Raw genomic sequence first — 16477 nt, forward strand, 5'->3', positions numbered from 1 at the left:
ACGTGTCCGGCTTCAAGAACTTCCTGCTGCGAGGCAACCTCGTCGACCTCGCGGTCGCAGTCATCATCGGCACCGCCTTCGGCGCGGTCGTCACCGCCTTCACGGCGTGGCTGACCAGCAAGATCCCCGCGGTGGAGGACGTCTTCGCCGGCACCGAGCTCGGTGACCTCGGCTTCTTCCTGAACGCGCTGATCTCGTTCATCGTGCTCGCGGCGGTCGTCTACTTCGCGGTCGTCCTGCCCTACACCAAGGCCCGTGAGCGCTTCTTCCCGAGCCCTCCCCCGGGCACGCCGGAGGAGATCGAGCTGCTGCGCCAGATCCGCGATGCCCTGCAGGCCCAGGCCGGCACCGGCTCGGTCCCCGGCACCGGGACGCAGACCCCCGGCACCTGAACGGTGATCGTGCGGACCCGCAGCCACCCGCTGACCGCAGGTCCACACGTACCGACGAATAGCCGCCGGCGCCCCGGCCTGCCGCGGGCCCGGCCTGCCCGGCGAGCCGTCAGCGGCGCCTACGAGCCGTGGTGCGGCGGCACCTGCTCACGCCACCAGCGGTCAGCGGCGCTCTCCCCCCGCGGGGAGGGCGCCGCGGCGCGTTCGTCTGAGGTCGTGTCGGGCAGCACGTCGCCGAAGACCTCGGCGCGGCGCCGGCGCCGGGCAGCCTCCTCGCGCAGCCGGCGGCGCTCGTCCGCCGCCGCGGCGTCGACCTGGGCGTCAGACGCAGAGTCCGGCATCGAGCGCCTCCTGGCGGGCCTGCTCGGCGGCCGCCTGCTGCTGCGGCGAGGCGCTGGGGCTCGACGGCGTACCGCCGCCGCCCGCGCCGTCGCCGCCGTCGCCCGCGCCGGACCCCGGGCCCGCGGGCCCGCCCGGCACGTCCGCCGCGCTGATCGCGGTGCCGGTGAGGGTCCGCGAGAGCGGCTCGTCATTGCGCATCTTGCGCCAGAGCACGTCGGCCTGGTCGGTCCACACGATGCGGTTGGAGTCCTGCGGGTCGACCTGCCACGGCACGGTCATGAACTTGATCTTGTCGAGCCCGATGCCCTGGAACTCCTGCGCCAGCCCGGCGAGCCGGCCGATGTTGCCCAGCCCCGGGTCGACGGTGAGGCTGCGCGTCGCGGCGGAGGCGAAGGAGATCAGCCGGTCCGGCCGGCTCAGGGTGTCGGCCGAGAGCACCTTCGCGGCCATCGAGGCGATGAAGGCCTGCTGCCGCTTCATCCGGCCGATGTCGGAGCCGTTGCCCACCGCGTAGCGCTGGCGCACGTAGTTGAGCGCCTCCTTGCCGCGGATCTCGCGGGTGCCCTCCTCGAGGTAGATCCCGTGCTCGCGGTCATCGATGGTCTCGGGGATGCAGACCTGCACGCCGTCGACGGCGTCGACCATGTCGCGGAAGCCGTTGAAGTCGAGCACGACGTAGTGGTCGATGCGCAGGTCGGTGAGCTGCTCGAACTGCTGGATGGTGCAGGCCGGGCCGCCGATGCTGAAGGCCTCGTTCCACATCTGGTAGTCCTCGGCCGGGATCTCGCCGCGGTCGCACGCGGGCCGGTCGACCATCGAGTCGCGCGGGATGCTGACGCCGTAGGCCCGCTCACGGTCGGCGGAGAAGTGGAAGAGGATCGTGGTGTCGGAGGCGGCGGCCCCGGACTCGCCGTCGATGTCGTTGCCCTCGCCCTCGCGGGTGTCGGAGCCCATGACCAACACGTTGAGCGGCTCGCGGGAGCCGGCGACGTCGACCACGTCGGGCCGGTCCTGCAGCCGGTCGCCGACCTCGACGACGTTGAGGTTGCCGCTGAGCTCGCGGTAGAGGTAGACGACCGACAACCCGGTCACCAGCGCCATCGCGACGACGGTCGCGAGGAGCACCTTGGCGACGGTGTGCCGGCGCCGGCCGCGCCCGCGGCGCTTGGCGCGGGCGGTCGACGCGGCTCGTGGCGGGGTGGCGTCGAGGCGGCCGGGGCCGGGCTCGGCGTCGGTCACGAGGTCTCCACGAGGGCAGGCAGCAGGGGCGGCGGTCAGGGGCACCACGGCACCGCCCGGCAGCTCCGGCCGGACGTGCACCACCCTCCAGGGTAGGTGACCGACCCACATGATGCGGCGGCGCGCGCGTGGCGGCCAAACCGGCGGTGCCGCCCTGCCGGGCCGCGGCGCCGCCCGTGCCAGGATGTCCGCCGACGCCGCCGGTCCGCGCCGGCGGCGCTCCGCCCCAGTAGCTCAGTGGACAGAGCAGCCGCCTCCTAAGCGAAAGGTCGCAGGTTCGACTCCTGCCTGGGGCACCACGGCGTACGCCGGGACGAGGGCGGGGGCGCGCCCCCGCCGGTCCGTCAGCCCTCGACCACCTCGAAGCGCATGCCCGCGGCCTGCAGTCGCGCGAGCAGCGACTCGCCCATCGCGACCGCGGTGGTGACCTGGCCGCTGGTGGTCGGGTTGTCGTCGAGGGCGAGGGAGAGCGCGGCCTCGGCGAGCATCTTGGCGGTCTCGTCGTAGCCCGGGTCGCCGCCCGAGACGCGGGTGTGCACCGTCCGGCCGCCGGTCTCGCCCACGAGGTCGACGCTGAACCACGACTTGGCGCGGCGGCCCTCGTCGGGGCCGTCGCCCTGCGCGACCTTGCCCAGCAGCGCCTTGCGCAGCGGGCCGACCTGGGCGGCCAGGCCGAGGGCGGTGACGCCGACCGCGCCGCCCGCGGCGTAGCGCAGCGTCTTGGTGCCGGCGTAGTGGGAGTAGCGGAAGTCGGGGCCGTAGTCGGCGCGCGCGGCCCCGCTGCGGGCGACCACGAAGGGGTCGAGCGTCGGCAGCGGCAGCAGCCAGTAGCCGAGCAGCGGGTCGCGGTGGGGCTTGCCGGCGACCGCGCGCGAGCGGCGCCCGGTCGGGCGCTCCTCGCGGCGGCGGCGCTGCGAGGAGGCCTCGCGCATCTGGCGAGCGCGCGCGAACTGACCGAGCGCGGAGTGGAAGGTGCCGCCCGAGAAGGTGCCGCCGCCGCGCACCACGCCGCGCACCGTCAGCGGCCCGTCCACCGGCCCGTCGGCGGCGAGCTGCTGCACCGTGAAGAGCACGCCGAGGTCGTGCGGGACGGAGTCGAAGCCGCAGGCGTGCACGAGGCGGGCGCCGGTGCGCTGGGCGGTCTCGTGGTGCGCGAGCCACATCCGGTCGACGAACTCCGGCTCGCCGGTGAGGTCGAGGTAGTCGGTGCCGGCCTCGGCGCAGGCGCGCACGAGCGGCTCGCCGTGCTCGAGGTAGGGGCCGACGGTCGTGGCGACGACCTCCGCCCGCGCGGCCACCGCGTCGAGCGACGCCGGGTCGGTGACGTCGGCGGTGAGCAGCTCGAGCTCACCGAGGTGCGGGTGCTCGGCTGCCAGCGAGCGGCGCACGTCCTCCAGCTTGGCGGGGTTGCGCCCGGCGAGCGCCCAGCGCAGGTCGTCGGGGCCGTGGGCGGCGAGGTACTCGGCGGTCAGGCGGCCGGTGAAGCCGGTCGCGCCGAAGAGGACGAGGTCGAGGTCGCGGTCGGGCATGGGCCACATCGTGGCAGGTCGCCGGGCAGGTCGCCGGGTGAGCCCGCGCGAGCCCGGAGCGGCCGGCGGGCGCGGCGTACGCTGGTGGCATGTGCCGCAACATCCGCCAGCTCCACAACTTCGAGCCCCCGGCGACGGGCGAGGAGGTCGCGGCGGCGGCGCTGCAGTACGTCCGCAAGGTCAGCGGCGCGGCCAAGCCGTCGCAGGCCAACCAGGCCGCCTTCGACCGCGCGGTCGCCGAGGTCGCCCGCGCCACCCAGGAGCTGCTCGACGCGCTCGTCACCACCGCCGCCCCCAAGGACCGCGAGGTCGAGGCGGCGAAGGCCCGGGCGCGCGCGGAGCTGCGGTACGCCCGTTGACCCAGCAGGCCGCGCACGCTGCGGGGTCGACCGCGGCCGCGCTCGCGCCTGTGGTCCACCCCGTGGTGCGGCCGGCGCAGCGGCCGGCGCTGCCACCGCGCACGCACCACGACGACCCCGCGGCGGCGCTCGCGCTCCTGGCCGACCGACGGCTCGTCGTGCTCACCGGCGCGGGGCTGAGCACCGACTCGGGCATCCCCGACTACCGCGGCCCGGGCGCGCCGGTGCGCACCCCGATGACCTACCAGGAGTTCGTGGCCGCGCCGCGGGCCCGCCAGCGCTACTGGGCGCGCAGCCACGTCGGCTGGGGCCGCATGCGCCACGCCGAGCCCAACGCCGGGCACCTCGCCCTGGCGCGCCTCGACCCGGAGCTGCTCGTCACGCAGAACGTCGACGGCCTGCACGAGCGTGCCGGCAGCCGCCGGGTGGTGGCCCTCCACGGCCGCATCGCCGACGTCGTCTGCCTCGACTGCCGGCGCACGACGTCGCGCGCGGCGCTGCACGCCCGGTTGACCACCCTCAACCCCGGCTACGCCGAGGCGCACGCCGACGTGGCCGACCGGCCCGACGGCGACGTGGAGCTGGAGGAGACGGCCGACTTCGTCGTGCCGGGGTGCGAGGCCTGCGGCGGGGTCCTCAAGCCCGACGTGGTCTTCTTCGGCGAGAACGTCCCGCGCCCACGGGTGCAGCGCTGCCTCGACGCGGTCGACGCGCTGGCGGACGACCCGCCGGGGGCGCTGCTGGTCGTCGGCTCGTCGCTGACGGTGATGAGCGGCCTGCGCTTCGTGCGGCGCGCGGCCAAGGCGGGCACGCCGGTCGTCGTGGTCAACCGGGGCGCCACGCGCGGCGACGACCTCGCGACCCTGGTGGTCGAGGCCGGCTGCAGCGGCTTCCTCACCGCGCTGGCCGACGCCAGGGGCTGAGGCCCGCGACTGGAGCCCGCGACTGGAGCCCGCGACTGGAGCCCGGCCAGGGGGTCAGGTCAGCTCTCGGCGAGCAGCGCGACGGCGCGGCGCTGCGCGGGCACCCGCATGGCCTCGCGACCGACGGTGCGCAGGCTGCCGAGCATCGCGACGACGTCGGCGACGTCGACGCGGGGGGCCTCGGCGGCGGCGTCCTCGCACAGGAGGGCCTCGGCCTGGTCGGCCGGGACGACCCCGCCGAGCGAGAGGCGGTAGACGGTGTCGTCGAGGGTGAAGTCGACGTCGACCACGCAGCCGGTCCAGTGCTCGGCGCCCGAGCGCACGACGACGACCTCGCCGGGCTCGAGCCCGCGGGGCAGGCCGGCGGCGGTGTGGCTGACGAGCAGCGAACGACTGCGGCGCGTGAACTCCGCGACCTCGGTCTCGACGAGCAGCATGGTGGGCTCCCTCCCGGTGCGGGTCCCTCAACCCGCACCCACCTCAACGACGCGTTCGGGGCCGGGTCACGCCGCGGATCGCGACCGCTCCCACCGGTCTGGACCACCCGGGACCCGGGCGGCCCGACGGAGCGAGGTCAGAGCACGCGCACGAAGATGTGCTCGGCGGCCTCGAGGTCGACCTCGGCGGTCTCGCCGGAGGAGCCCACGAGCACGCCGTGCTCGGTGCCGACGACGGTGACGGTCTTGTCGGGCAGGGCCCCGGCACGCCGCAGCGCGCTCATCAGCACCTCGTCCTTCTGCATCTCCTCGGAGATGCGGCGCACGTGCACGCGGCCCTCCGCGGTGCCCGCGGCCGACGCCAGCGACTGCACGCCCTCCATGAAGCCCTCGCCGGGCGCGGTCTGGCCGAGCTCGTCGAGGCCGGGGATGGGGTTGCCGTAGGGCGACTCTGTGGGGTGGTCGAGCAGCTCGAGCAGGCGCCGCTCGACGGTCTCGCTCATCACGTGCTCCCACCGGCACGCCTCGGCGTGCACGAGCTCCCAGTCGAGGCCGATGACGTCGGTGAGCAGCCGCTCGGCCAAGCGGTGCTTGCGCATGACCCGCACCGCGAGGCGGCGGCCCTCCTCGGTGAGCTCGAGGTGGCGGTCTCCCTCGACGGTCAGCAGGCCGTCGCGCTCCATCCGGGCGACGGTCTGCGAGACCGTCGGGCCCGACTGGTGCAGCCGCTCCGCGATGCGGGCGCGGAGCGGGACGATGCCCTCCTCCACGAGCTCGTAGATCGTGCGGAGGTACATCTCGGTGGTGTCGATCAGGTCGCTCACACCGCCATCCTCCCAGACGCGGCCGACACCTCCCGCAGCCGACGGCGGGCCCCCCGGCGGCTGGGTGGGCGGTGGCACAGTGACGGCGTGAGCGACGCGCCCGTGCACACCGTCATGTGGTTCCGCCGCGACCTGCGGCTCGGCGACAACCCCGCCCTGCTCGAGGCGTGCGACGCCGACGGCGTGCTGCCGCTCTTCGTGCTCGACCCGGCCCTGTGGGACCCGGCCGGCCCGTCGCGTCGCGCCTACCTCACCGCCTCGCTGCGCGCGCTCGACACCGCGCTCGACGGGCTCGGCGGCGGCCTGCAGGTCGTGCACGGCGACCCCGTCGAGGTGCTGCCGCGCGTCGCGGCGGAGGTGGACGCCCGCCGGGTCCACCTCGCCGCCGACTACGGCCCCTACGGCCGCCGGCGCGACGAGCGGGTCGAGGCGGCCCTCGCCGAGCGTGAGGTCGAGGTCGTGCGGACGGGCTCGCCGTACGCCGTTGCGCCGGGGCGCGTCGTCAACGGCTCCGGGAAGCCCTACCAGGTGTTCACGCCCTTCTCGCGCGCGTGGGCGGAGCACGGCTGGCGCGGCCCGGTCGACCCGCCCAGTGCTGCCACGTGGCTGACGCTCGAGCGCACCGACGACCTGCCCGACGTCGACCTGCCCGACGGCCTCGCGCTGCCCGAGGCCGGCGAGGAGGCCGCGCGGCGCGCGTGGGCGGCCTTCCTCGACCGCGTCGCCGACTACGACGAGGAGCGCAACCGTCCCGACCTCGACTCCACCTCGCGGATGTCGCACCACCTCAAGTACGGCGAGGTGCACCCCCGCACGCTGCTCGCCGACCTGAAGGGGCGCCGCGGCAAGGGGCCGACGACCTACCGCACCGAGCTGGCCTGGCGCGACTTCTACGCCGACGTCCTCTTCCAGCGCCCCGACTCCGCCCGCGACTACTACAAGCCCGAGCTCGCCCGCCTGCAGTACGACGAGCCCGGCGCCGGCTTCGAGGCCTGGCGGGAGGGGCGCACCGGCTTCCCCGTCGTCGACGCCGGGATGCGACAGCTGCGGGCCGTCGGCTGGATGCACAACCGGGTGCGGATGATCACCGCGAGCTTCCTGGTCAAGGACCTGCACGTCGAGTGGCAGCACGGCGCCCGGCACTTCCTGCACTGGCTCGTCGACGGCGACCTGGCCTCCAACAACCACGGCTGGCAGTGGACGGCCGGGTCGGGCACCGACGCCTCGCCCTTCTTCCGGGTCTTCAACCCCACCACCCAGGGCCGGAAGTTCGACCCCGACGGTGCCTACGTGCGGCAGTGGGTGCCCGAGCTCGCCGCGCTGCCCGACGACGCCGACGTGCACGACCCCTCGCCGGAGCAGCGCGAGCAGGTGGGTTACCCCGCCCCCGTCGTCGACCACGCCGCGGAGCGCAAGGAGGCGCTCGAGCGGTACGGCAAGATCCGGCCGTGACCACCCAGCGCACCGAGCCCACCGAGCAGGCCCTCACCGTCCCCGCCCGCTTCTGCGGCCCGCCGCGCAGCGGCAACGGCGGGTGGAGCGCCGGGGCGCTCGCCGCGCTCTGGGCGGACGCCCGCGGGTCCGGCCCCCTCGGCACGGCGGTGACCGTCACGCTGCGCACCCCGCCCCCGCTCGACACCCCGATGCCCACCACCCACGACGAGGCGGGCGCGCTGGTCGCCCACCACGACGGGGTGGTGGTCGCGGAGGCGGTCGCGGCCCCCGCCCCGCCCCGTCCCGTGCCGGGCGTCCCGGTCGCCGACGCGGCGGCCGCGGAGGCGGCGTACCCCGGCCTGCGCTCGCACCCCTTCCCCACCTGCTTCGCCTGCGGTCCGGGTCGAGAGCCGGGCGACGGCCTGCGGATCTTCCCGGGGCCGGTCGACCCGCGCGACGCCGACGAGCCCCGCGTCGCGGCGACCTGGGTGCCGGCCGGGCCGGCCGGGTCAGCCGGGTCAGCCGGGTCAGCCGGGTCAGCCGAGCCGGTCGACCTGGCGACGACCTGGGCAGCGCTCGACTGCGTCGGCGGGTGGGCCGGCGACCTCGAGGAGCGGCTCATGGTGCTCGGTCGGATGACCGCAGTGGTCCACCGGCTGCCGCGGCCCGGCGAGACGCTGGTCGTGGTCGGCGCCGCCCGCGGCGTCGACGGCCGCCGCACCCTGACCGCCTCCTCGCTGCACGACGAGGACGGCGTGGTGGTCGGGGCCGCCGAGCACGTGTGGTTCGCGGTCGACCCGGCGCTCTTCGCCTGAGGCCCGCACGTCCTGGCGTTGACCGCGAGCCCCCCGGCGGGGGAGACTGGCGGCATGCGCGATTTTAACGATCCAAAGAACGCCTGGTGGCGCCACGCGGTGTGCTACCAGGTCTACGTCCGCAGCTTCGCCGACAGCGACGGCGACGGCGTGGGCGACCTGCCCGGCATCACGTCCCGGCTCCCCCACATCGCCGCCCTCGGGGCCGACGCGCTGTGGATCACGCCCTTCTACACCTCGCCGCAGAAGGACCACGGCTACGACGTGGCCGACTACTGCGACGTCGACCCGCTCTTCGGCGACCTCGACGCGGCCGACGCGCTGCTCGCGCGCGCCCACGAGCTCGACCTCAAGGTCATCGTCGACCTCGTGCCCAACCACACCTCCGACCAGCACGTGTGGTTCCAGGCGGCGCTGGCGGCCGGCCCGGGCAGCCCGGAGCGCGCCCGCTACCTCTTCCGCGACGGTCGCGGGGTCGACGGCTCCGAGCCGCCCAACAACTGGCACTCCGTCTTCGGCGGCCCGGCCTGGACCCGCGTCACCGAGGCCGACGGCGCGCCGGGGCAGTGGTACCTCCACCTCTTCGACTCCACCCAGCCCGACCTCGACTGGCGCAACCCCGAGGTCGGCGACATGTTCGAGGACGTGCTGCGCTTCTGGCTCGACCGCGGCGCCGACGGCTTCCGCATCGACGTCGCGCACGGCCTCTACAAGGAGGCGAGCCTGCGCGACCAGGAGCGCCCCGAGCTCGCGCGCGGCCTGCCCGACGACCACGTGGCGGAGGCGGCGGAGGAGCGCTCGATGGTCGAGCGCACCCTCACCGACGAGCCGATGTGGGACCAGCCCGAGGTGCACGAGGTCTACCGCCGCTGGCGCCGGGTCATGGACGACTACGAGGGCCGGATGAGCGTGGCGGAGGCCTGGACGCAGACCGCGGAGTCCATGGCCAAGTTCATCCGCCCCGACGAGCTGCACCAGACCTTCAACTTCTCGTGGCTGCTCGCCCCGTGGTCGGCCCAGGCCTTCCGCGACGTCGTCACCGACACCCTCGACTCGCTGGCCGCCACCGACGCTTCGCCGACCTGGGTGCTCAGCAACCACGACGTCGTGCGCCACCCCACCCGCTACGGCGGCGGTGCGCAGGGCCTCGCCCGCGCGAAGGCGGCGACGATGACGATGCTCGCGCTCCCCGGCTCCTCCTACCTCTACCAGGGTGAGGAGCTCGGCCTCGAGCAGGTCGACGTCGCGGAGGAGTTCCGCCAGGACCCGTCGTGGTTCCGCACCGGCGAGGTCGGCCGCGACGGCTGCCGCGTGCCGATGCCGTGGGGCGGGCAGAAGCCGCCCTTCGACTTCGGCCCCGGCGAGGGCCAGCCGTGGATCCCGCAGCCCGACGAGTGGGTCGACCTCACCGTCGAGGCGCAGGAGGGCGTCGAGGGCTCCACGCTGGAGTTCTACCGCTCCGTGCTGCACACCCGCCGCGACTTCGCGACCACGGCCGGCGACGAGGTCGACATGGTCGACCTCGGCGACGACGTGCTCGCCTTCCGTCGCGGCCCGGTGCTCGCCGTGCTCAACTGCGGCAGCACCCCCGTCGACCTCCCCGCGGGCGAGGTCATCGCCGCCAGCGGACCGCTCGACGGCTCGCTGCCCGGCGACACCGCCGCCTGGCTGCGGGTCTGACGACCCGCACCCTGTCGGAGTCACCGGCTGACCGGGGACTCCTGCACATGTGCCCCGACAACTCGGGGCACATGTGCAGGACCTGGGCCACAGGTACGCCGTCCGGCCGGTCGGCGCGTCAGCCCTCGACCGCCGCGTTGTAGCGCCCCAGCAGCGCGGCAAGCTGCTCCAGGTCGGCGATGGGGAGGGCGTCGAGGCGGGCGAGGTAGCGCTCGCGGCGCTCCGCGTCGACCCGGGCGAAGGCCTCCTCCGCCGCGGCGGTCGCCGCGACCCGGCAGGCACGGCGGTCGTCGGGGTCGGCGCGACGCTCCACCAGGCCGGCCGCCTCGAGCTGGGTGACGAGACGGCTCACGGCCCCCTTCTCGATACCCGACGTGGCCACCAGGTCGACCTGGCGGGCCGGCCCCTCGCGGACCAGCCGGCCGAGCACGAGGTAGCCGACCGGGGTCAGGCTGGGTCCGAGCGCTGCGGCCCGCTGGTGCAGCACGCGCCGCAGCCGCCGGCCGAGCACCAGCACCTCGGCCTCCACCTGCGACACGGCGGCTCGCCGGGCGTCGACGCCCTCCTGCTCCTCGGTCCTCACCGCGGTCCCGGCGCCGGCGCGCCACCGGGAGCCAGCCCGGCGGCCTGCTCGATCTCGTCGGCGCGCTGCACGGTGGTGCGGAGCGGCACCTCGCGGAGGAGCGAGACGCACACCAGCGCCAGCACGGCGAAAGGGACCGCGACGGCGAAGATCAGCGCCGTCCCCTCGCCGTACGCCGACTCGAAGACCGCGCGCACCGCCGGTGGGAGCGTGGAGACGTCCGGCACCGTGCGACCGGCCGCGCCGTCGACCGGCACCCCGAGTCGCGCCAGGCCCTCGGTCACGCCGTCGACGACGCGGTGTCCCAGCACCGCCCCGAGCACCGAGACGCCGACCGAGCCGCCGAGGGACCGGAAGAACGCGACGACCGAGCTGACCGCACCCATGTCGCGCTGGGCCGCGCCGTTCTGCACGGCGAGCACGAGGTTCTGCATCGTCGCGCCCAACCCCAGTCCGAGCACGGCCATGAAGGCACCGACGACCACGAGCGAGGTCTGCTCGTCGATGGTCGCGAGGAGCCCGAGCCCGACCACCACGAGCACCATGCCGCCGACCAGGTAGCGCTTCCACCGGCCGGTGGCGGTGATCGCGCGGCCGGTGGCGATGCTCGAGACCAGCAGGCCGCCGACCATCGCGACCGACATCAGGCCGGCGGCGGTGGGGCTCATGCCGCGGGCGATCTGGAAGTACTGCGAGAGGTAGACCGTCGAGCCGAACATCGCGAGCCCGACGAGCACCGACGCACCCGTCGCCAGCGCGGTCGTGCGGTCACGGAAGAGGCGCAGCGGGATGATCGGCTCCGGCACGCGCAGCTCGACGGCGACGGCGAGCACCAGCAGGGTCGTGCCGGCGGTCAGCATCGCGGCGGTCTGCCACGACGCCCAGTCGAAGGAGTGGCCCGCCAGCGACACCCAGGCGAGCAGCACCGAGACCGACGCGGCGACCAGCACGGCGCCCGCGACGTCGAGCTGCACGTCGCGGCGCACGACCGGCAGGCGCAGGGTGCGCTGCAGGACGACGAAGGCCAGCACCGAGACCGGGATGCCGACGAAGAAGCACCACCGCCAGCCGAGGAAGGGGGTGTCGACGATGAGGCCGCCGACCAGCGGGCCCGACACCGTCGCGAGCGCGAAGACGGCGCCGATGTAGCCGGAGTAGCGGCCCCGCTCGCGCGGCGAGACCATGGTGGCGATCACGACCTGCACCAGGGCCGTCAGCCCGCCCACCCCGAGACCCTGCACCGCCCGGGCCGCGATGAGCGTCCCCATGCTGGGCGCGAGGCCGGCGGCCAGCGAGCCCACGGCGAAGACGACGAGTGCCGACTGCACCAGCACCTTCTTGTCGTAGAGGTCGGCCAGCTTGCCCCACAGCGGCGTGGTCGCGGTCATCGTCAGCAGCGTGGCGACGACGACCCAGGTGTAGCCCGACTCGCTGCCCTCGAGGTCGGCCACGATCACCGGCAGCGCGTTGGAGACGACCGTCGAGGAGAGCATCGCGACGAACATCGCGAGCAGCAGCCCCGACAGCGCCTCGAGCACCTGGCGGTGGGTCATCGGGGCCGGTGCCCCCACGGCGTACGACGAGCTGTCGGCGCGGTCGGCGGTCGTGGTCACGGTGGTGCCTCTCGACGGATGGTTGTGGTCGACAACCATAAGTCGGTTGCATCTCGCAACCGAATCGCCACCACCCCTGCGGTGGTGACCCGCCGGTAGTTGTGCGGTTCTTGCACAGATCTGCGGCCGGACGGCCGATGATGTCCCCGTGACGACACGACGGACCTCGGAGCGCCGTGTGCGTGCCTTCCTGCTCGACGACCACGAGATCGTGCGGCGGGGCCTGCGCACCCTGCTGGAGTCGGAGGGCGACATCGAGGTCGTCGGCGAGGCCGGCACCGCCGCCGAGGCCGTCCCGATGCTCGCCGAGCTCGCGCCCGACGTCGCCGTGCTCGACGCCCGCCTGCCGGACGGCTCCGGCATCGAGGTGTGCCGCGACGCGCGCGCCGCCCGCCCGGAGCTCAAGGCGCTGATCCTCACCAGCTACGACGACGACGAGGCGATGTTCGCCGCGATCATGGCCGGTGCCGCGGGCTACGTCCTCAAGCAGATCGAGGGTGACTCGCTGCTGAGCGGGGTGCGCGCAGTGGCCGACGGCCAGTCGCTCATCGACCCGCTCATCGCCGCCCGCGTCTTCGAGCGCGCGCGCCGTGCCGCCGAGCAGCCCGACGAGCTGGCCCACCTCACCGGCCAGGAGCGCAAGATCCTCGACCACATCGCCGAGGGCCTGACCAACCGCCAGATCGGCGACCGGCTGTTCCTGGCCGAGAAGACGGTCAAGAACCACGTCACGAGCATCCTCAGCAAGCTCGGCGTGGAGCGGCGCACCCAGGCGGCCGTGCTGGCCTCCCGCCTGCGCCAGGGCTGAGCCCCGCTCAGCGCTCCTTGCGCAGCTTGCCGAGGCCCTCGGCGAGCGAGGCGACGGCGTCGTCGCTGGGCGAGGCCGCCCCGCGGTTGCTGCTCTCGAGCTCGGCCAGCAGCTCGGCGCGGTGCACCGAGACCGAGCGCGGCGCGTCGATGCCGACGCGCACCACGTCGCCGCGCACCTCGAGGATCGTCACGGTGACGTCCTCGCCGATGACGACGCTCTCACCGGCGCGACGGCTCAGGACCAGCATGGCGTCACGCTACAGGCAACCCCGCGGCGTACGCCGCACCGCGCCCGAGCGCCCCGGCGCCGGGTCGGCGGGGGTCGGGGAGGGCCGACGCGCCCACCCGGGCCCGGGACCTAGGTCCACCGACGCGGTCGGGACCATCGGCCCCTTGTGCCCGGCCCCGGCGAGAAGCCCTCACCTCCGCGGGAGAGACGCCGATCCTCGACGTGCAAGCCCGCCCGGGCAGCACAGGAGGAGACACGATGGATGGCATGGACGAGATCGTCCAGGAGTTCTTGGTCGAGAGCCACGAGAACCTCGACCAGCTCGACCAGGACCTGATCTCCCTGGAGCGCGACCCCGCCTCGCGGGAGCTCCTGTCGAGCATCTTCCGCACGCTGCACACCATCAAGGGCACCAGCGGCTTCCTCGCCTTCCACCAGCTGGAGTCGATCACGCACGTCGGCGAGAGCCTGCTCTCGCGGCTGCGCGACGGCGACATGGTGCTGACCGCCGACACCACCACCGCGCTGCTCGACATGGTCGACGCGGTGCGCTCGCTCCTCGGCGACATCGAGCAGCACGGCGCCGAGGCCCCGCGCGACTACAGCGCCCTCGTCGGCCGCCTCGAGCTGCTCCTGCAGACCGGCGGCGTGCTGCCGGCGACCGCAGCCGCCCCCGCCGCCACCGCGGCCGCGACCGTCGCCGGTCAGGCCGACGACGCAGTGGCCGGCACGACCGCGACGGTGGTCGAGGAGCCGGCACCCGCCGCGGCGGAGCCGGAGGCGACGCGCAGCCGGAAGAAGGCGGCGCCGGCGGACCCCGTGACCGAGGCCGTCGCCGCCGAGGTCGACGCCGCGCTCGCGGCCGGCCCCGCCGACACCGACGCCGCCGCGCCGTCCGAGGCGCTCGCCGCCGCGCAGGTCGCGCTCGAGGCGACCGCGACCGAGGTCGAGCAGGCCGCCCCCACCGAGGCGAGCGCCCTGGTGGGCGCCGCCGTCGCGCAGCTCGCCGACGCCGTGGCCGGGCCGGCGGCGCCGGAGGAGGGCCGCCGCGCCATCTCCGACAGCACCATCCGCGTCGACGTCGAGCTGCTCGACTCGCTGATGAACCTCGTCGGCGAGCTCGTGCTGACCCGCAACCAGATCGTGCAGCGCGCGGTCGCCCGCGACGACGCCGAGCTGCTGTCGAGCACCCACCGCCTCAACATCGTCGCCGGCGAGCTGCAGGAGGGGGTCATGAAGACCCGCATGCAGCCCATCGACAACGTGTGGAGCAAGCTGCCCCGCGTCGTGCGCGACCTCTCGCTGGCCCTGGGCAAGCAGGTCAACGTGGTCATGGAGGGCAAGGACACCGAGCTCGACAAGACCATCCTCGAGGCGGTCAAGGACCCCCTGACCCACCTCGTGCGCAACTCCGTCGACCACGGCGTCGAGACCCCCGAGGCACGCGTCGCGGCCGGCAAGCCCGCCGAGGGCACGCTGCTGCTGCGCGCCTACCACGAGGGCGGCCAGGTCAACATCGAGATCACCGACGACGGTGCCGGCATCGACCCGGAGAAGCTGCGCCGCAAGGCGGTCGAGAAGGGCATCCACACCGCCGAGTCGGCCGCCCGCCTCGGCGAGCGCGAGCTGCTCAACCTGGTCTTCGCGCCGGGCTTCTCCACCGCGGCGGCCGTCACCAACGTCTCGGGCCGCGGCGTCGGCATGGACGTGGTGAAGACCAACATCGAGAAGATCGGTGGCCTCATCGACCTCTCGAGCGTCCCGGGGCGCGGCACCACCGCGCGCATCAAGATCCCGCTGACCCTCGCCATCATCCCGGCCCTGGTCGTGACCGCCGACGAGCAGCGCTACGCCATCCCGCAGGTCAACCTGCTGGAGCTGGTGCGCGTCGAGCACGGCAGCACCGGACCGCAGGTCGAGCACATCCACGGCACGCCGGTCTTCCGCCTCCGCGGCAACCTGCTGCCGCTGGTCTACCTGCGCGAGCAGCTCGAGCAGGAGCCGGTCGACACCGGCACCACCTTCATCGTGGTGCTGCAGGCCGGCGAGCGGCAGTTCGGCCTCGTGGTCGACGACATCCGCGACACCGAGGAGATCGTCGTCAAGCCGCTGGGCACCCAGCTGCGCGGCGTGCCGCTCTTCGCCGGCGCCACCATCATGGGCGACGGGCGCGTCGTGCTGATCCTCGACGCGGTCAACCTCGCGGAGCGGGCCGGCATGGTCGCCGACGCGCACGGCAGTGCCGGCGCCACGCAGACCCACACCACCGACGACTCCGAGCGCGCCTCGCTGCTGCTGCTCGGCCTGGCCGACGGCCGCCGCGTGGGCCTGCCCCTCGCCTCGGTCGACCGGCTCGAGGTGCTCGCGCTGCAGCAGGTCGAGAACGTCGGCGGCCAGGAGGTCGTGCAGTACCGCGGCGGCATCCTGCCGCTGGTCCGACTCGACAGCGTCTACGGCGCCTACGGCCACACCGAGGCCGAGGAGCTGCAGGTCGTCGTGTGCTCGAGCGAAGGCGCGCCGGTGGGCTTCGTCGTGCACGAGATCGTCGACATCGTCGACGCCGCCCTCTCGGTGCGCAGTGGCCTCGACACCGGCGGCCACCTCGGCTCGGCAGTCGTGAGCGACCGCGTCACCGAGCTGGTCGACGTCGCCCACGCCGTGCGCAGCCTCGACCCGGCCGCGCTCGCCCCCGTCCCGACCTACGGAGCCTGAGATGTCGCACCAGTACTGCACCTTCCACCTGGCCGACCACCTCTTCGGCGTGCCGGTCGAGACCGTCCAGGAGGTGCTCCGCCGCCAGGAGACCACCCCGGTCCCGCTCGCCTCGCCGGAGATCAGCGGCCTGCTGAACCTGCGCGGCCAGATCGTCACCGCGGTCGACCTGCGCCGCCGTCTCGACCTCCCGGTCGCCAGCGACGACGTCTCGGCCATCAACGTGGTCGTCCGCACGCCCGAGGGCGCGGTGAGCCTGATCGTCGACAAGATCGGCGACGTGCTCGAGCCCGCCGACGACGACTTCGAGCCGGCGCCCGACACGGTCCCGCAGTCCGTGCGCGACCTCGTCACCAGCGTCTGCAAGCTCGACGGGCAGCTGATGCTCGTGCTCGACACCGAGCTCGCCGTCACCGTCGGCAAGGCCGCCTGAGCCACCCCGCTCCACCCGACCGCCTGGGACCCGCCGGGCGGGCGCGAGCCTGCCCGCGAGCAGGCACCCACCCCCCGCACCACCCGGCACCACCCGGCACCACGCCACCAGCAGCACCCACCC

General features: G+C 74.5%; 17 protein-coding genes and 1 tRNA gene. 10 read left to right on the forward strand and 8 right to left on the reverse strand.

The window, feature by feature from the left end; genetic code table 11:
- Positions 1-2: 2 nt before the first annotated feature.
- Positions 3-392 (forward strand): MscL family protein, encoded by a 390-nt coding sequence (locus BJ989_RS16615; RefSeq protein WP_179519155.1) that lies wholly within the window; start codon positions 3-5, stop codon positions 390-392.
- Positions 393-511: 119 nt separating this feature from the next.
- On the opposite strand, the gene BJ989_RS16620 is transcribed toward BJ989_RS16615, so the two are convergent.
- Positions 512-733 carry a hypothetical protein gene (locus BJ989_RS16620; RefSeq protein WP_179516474.1) on the reverse strand — a complete coding sequence of 74 codons (222 nt, stop codon included), beginning with the start codon at positions 731-733 and terminating at the stop codon, positions 512-514.
- Positions 714-1973 carry an LCP family protein gene (locus BJ989_RS16625; RefSeq protein ID WP_343049465.1) on the reverse strand — a complete coding sequence of 420 codons (1260 nt, stop codon included), beginning with the start codon at positions 1971-1973 and terminating at the stop codon, positions 714-716. Before BJ989_RS16625 ends, BJ989_RS16620 begins: the two co-directional genes overlap by 20 nt.
- A gap of 223 nt (positions 1974-2196) precedes the next feature.
- On the opposite strand from BJ989_RS16625, the gene BJ989_RS16630 reads away from it, so the two are divergent.
- Positions 2197-2272, forward strand: a tRNA-Arg gene (locus tag BJ989_RS16630).
- Positions 2273-2317: 45 nt separating this feature from the next.
- Here the strand turns inward: BJ989_RS16630 and BJ989_RS16635 are convergent.
- Positions 2318-3502 (reverse strand): saccharopine dehydrogenase family protein, encoded by a 1185-nt coding sequence (locus BJ989_RS16635; protein ID WP_179519156.1) that lies wholly within the window; start codon positions 3500-3502, stop codon positions 2318-2320.
- A gap of 89 nt (positions 3503-3591) precedes the next feature.
- Between BJ989_RS16635 and BJ989_RS16640 the strand changes: the two genes are divergently transcribed.
- On the forward strand, positions 3592-3861 hold the full coding sequence (locus tag BJ989_RS16640) for a DUF2277 domain-containing protein (protein WP_179519157.1): 270 nt from the start codon (positions 3592-3594) through the stop codon (positions 3859-3861).
- On the forward strand, positions 3858-4784 hold the full coding sequence (locus BJ989_RS16645; RefSeq protein WP_246283458.1) for an NAD-dependent protein deacetylase: 927 nt from the start codon (positions 3858-3860) through the stop codon (positions 4782-4784). The genes BJ989_RS16640 and BJ989_RS16645 overlap by 4 nt, the downstream gene beginning before the upstream one ends.
- A gap of 59 nt (positions 4785-4843) precedes the next feature.
- Here BJ989_RS16645 and BJ989_RS16650 read toward each other — a convergent pair whose 3' ends face one another.
- Together BJ989_RS16650 and BJ989_RS16655 are read right to left on the reverse strand one after the other, a co-directional pair.
- Positions 4844-5221 carry a hypothetical protein gene (locus BJ989_RS16650; protein ID WP_179519158.1) on the reverse strand — a complete coding sequence of 126 codons (378 nt, stop codon included), beginning with the start codon at positions 5219-5221 and terminating at the stop codon, positions 4844-4846.
- A gap of 137 nt (positions 5222-5358) precedes the next feature.
- On the reverse strand, positions 5359-6045 hold the full coding sequence (locus BJ989_RS16655) for an iron-dependent transcriptional repressor DtxR (RefSeq protein ID WP_179519159.1): 687 nt from the start codon (positions 6043-6045) through the stop codon (positions 5359-5361).
- A gap of 87 nt (positions 6046-6132) precedes the next feature.
- Here BJ989_RS16655 and BJ989_RS16660 point away from each other — a divergent pair, with 87 nt between their 5' ends.
- From BJ989_RS16660 to BJ989_RS16670, 3 genes are read left to right on the forward strand one after another with little or no spacing between them, the layout of a single operon-like run.
- On the forward strand, positions 6133-7497 hold the full coding sequence (locus BJ989_RS16660) for a cryptochrome/photolyase family protein (RefSeq protein ID WP_343049466.1): 1365 nt from the start codon (positions 6133-6135) through the stop codon (positions 7495-7497).
- Entirely contained in the window at positions 7494-8294 is an 801-nt protein-coding gene (locus BJ989_RS16665) for a hotdog family protein (RefSeq protein WP_179519160.1), read from the forward strand. Before BJ989_RS16660 ends, BJ989_RS16665 begins: the two co-directional genes overlap by 4 nt.
- A gap of 54 nt (positions 8295-8348) precedes the next feature.
- The gene (locus tag BJ989_RS16670; protein ID WP_179519161.1) at positions 8349-9974 is read left to right on the forward strand and encodes a glycoside hydrolase family 13 protein; all 1626 of its coding nucleotides are present in this window, start codon (positions 8349-8351) and stop codon (positions 9972-9974) included.
- A 118-nt stretch (positions 9975-10092) separates the two neighbouring features.
- On the opposite strand, the gene BJ989_RS17980 is transcribed toward BJ989_RS16670, so the two are convergent.
- Positions 10093-10557 (reverse strand): MarR family transcriptional regulator, encoded by a 465-nt coding sequence (locus tag BJ989_RS17980; RefSeq protein ID WP_179519162.1) that lies wholly within the window; start codon positions 10555-10557, stop codon positions 10093-10095.
- Positions 10554-12170 carry an MDR family MFS transporter gene (locus BJ989_RS16680; RefSeq protein WP_343049467.1) on the reverse strand — a complete coding sequence of 539 codons (1617 nt, stop codon included), beginning with the start codon at positions 12168-12170 and terminating at the stop codon, positions 10554-10556. The genes BJ989_RS17980 and BJ989_RS16680 overlap by 4 nt, the downstream gene beginning before the upstream one ends.
- A 148-nt stretch (positions 12171-12318) precedes the next feature.
- Here BJ989_RS16680 and BJ989_RS16685 point away from each other — a divergent pair, with 148 nt between their 5' ends.
- Positions 12319-12978, forward strand: coding sequence for a response regulator (locus BJ989_RS16685; protein ID WP_343049468.1), 660 nt, complete (start codon positions 12319-12321; stop codon positions 12976-12978).
- A gap of 7 nt (positions 12979-12985) precedes the next feature.
- Here BJ989_RS16685 and csrA read toward each other — a convergent pair whose 3' ends face one another.
- Positions 12986-13228: a carbon storage regulator CsrA gene (csrA, locus tag BJ989_RS16690; RefSeq protein WP_179519163.1), complete on the reverse strand. Its 243-nt coding sequence runs from the start codon at positions 13226-13228 to the stop codon at positions 12986-12988.
- A 248-nt stretch (positions 13229-13476) separates the two neighbouring features.
- On the opposite strand from csrA, the gene BJ989_RS16695 reads away from it, so the two are divergent.
- Complete coding sequence (locus BJ989_RS16695) at positions 13477-15921, forward strand: chemotaxis protein CheW (protein ID WP_246283459.1); 2445 nt, start codon at positions 13477-13479, stop codon at positions 15919-15921.
- A gap of 1 nt (position 15922) precedes the next feature.
- A complete protein-coding gene (locus BJ989_RS16700) occupies positions 15923-16354 on the forward strand; it encodes a chemotaxis protein CheW (protein ID WP_179519165.1) in 432 nt (143 codons plus the stop codon).
- Positions 16355-16477: the final 123 nt, after the last annotated feature.

Origin of the sequence: Nocardioides perillae (assembly GCF_013409425.1) — a bacterium.
In the GTDB taxonomy this organism is placed as follows: Bacteria; Actinomycetota; Actinomycetes; order Propionibacteriales; family Nocardioidaceae; genus Nocardioides; species Nocardioides perillae.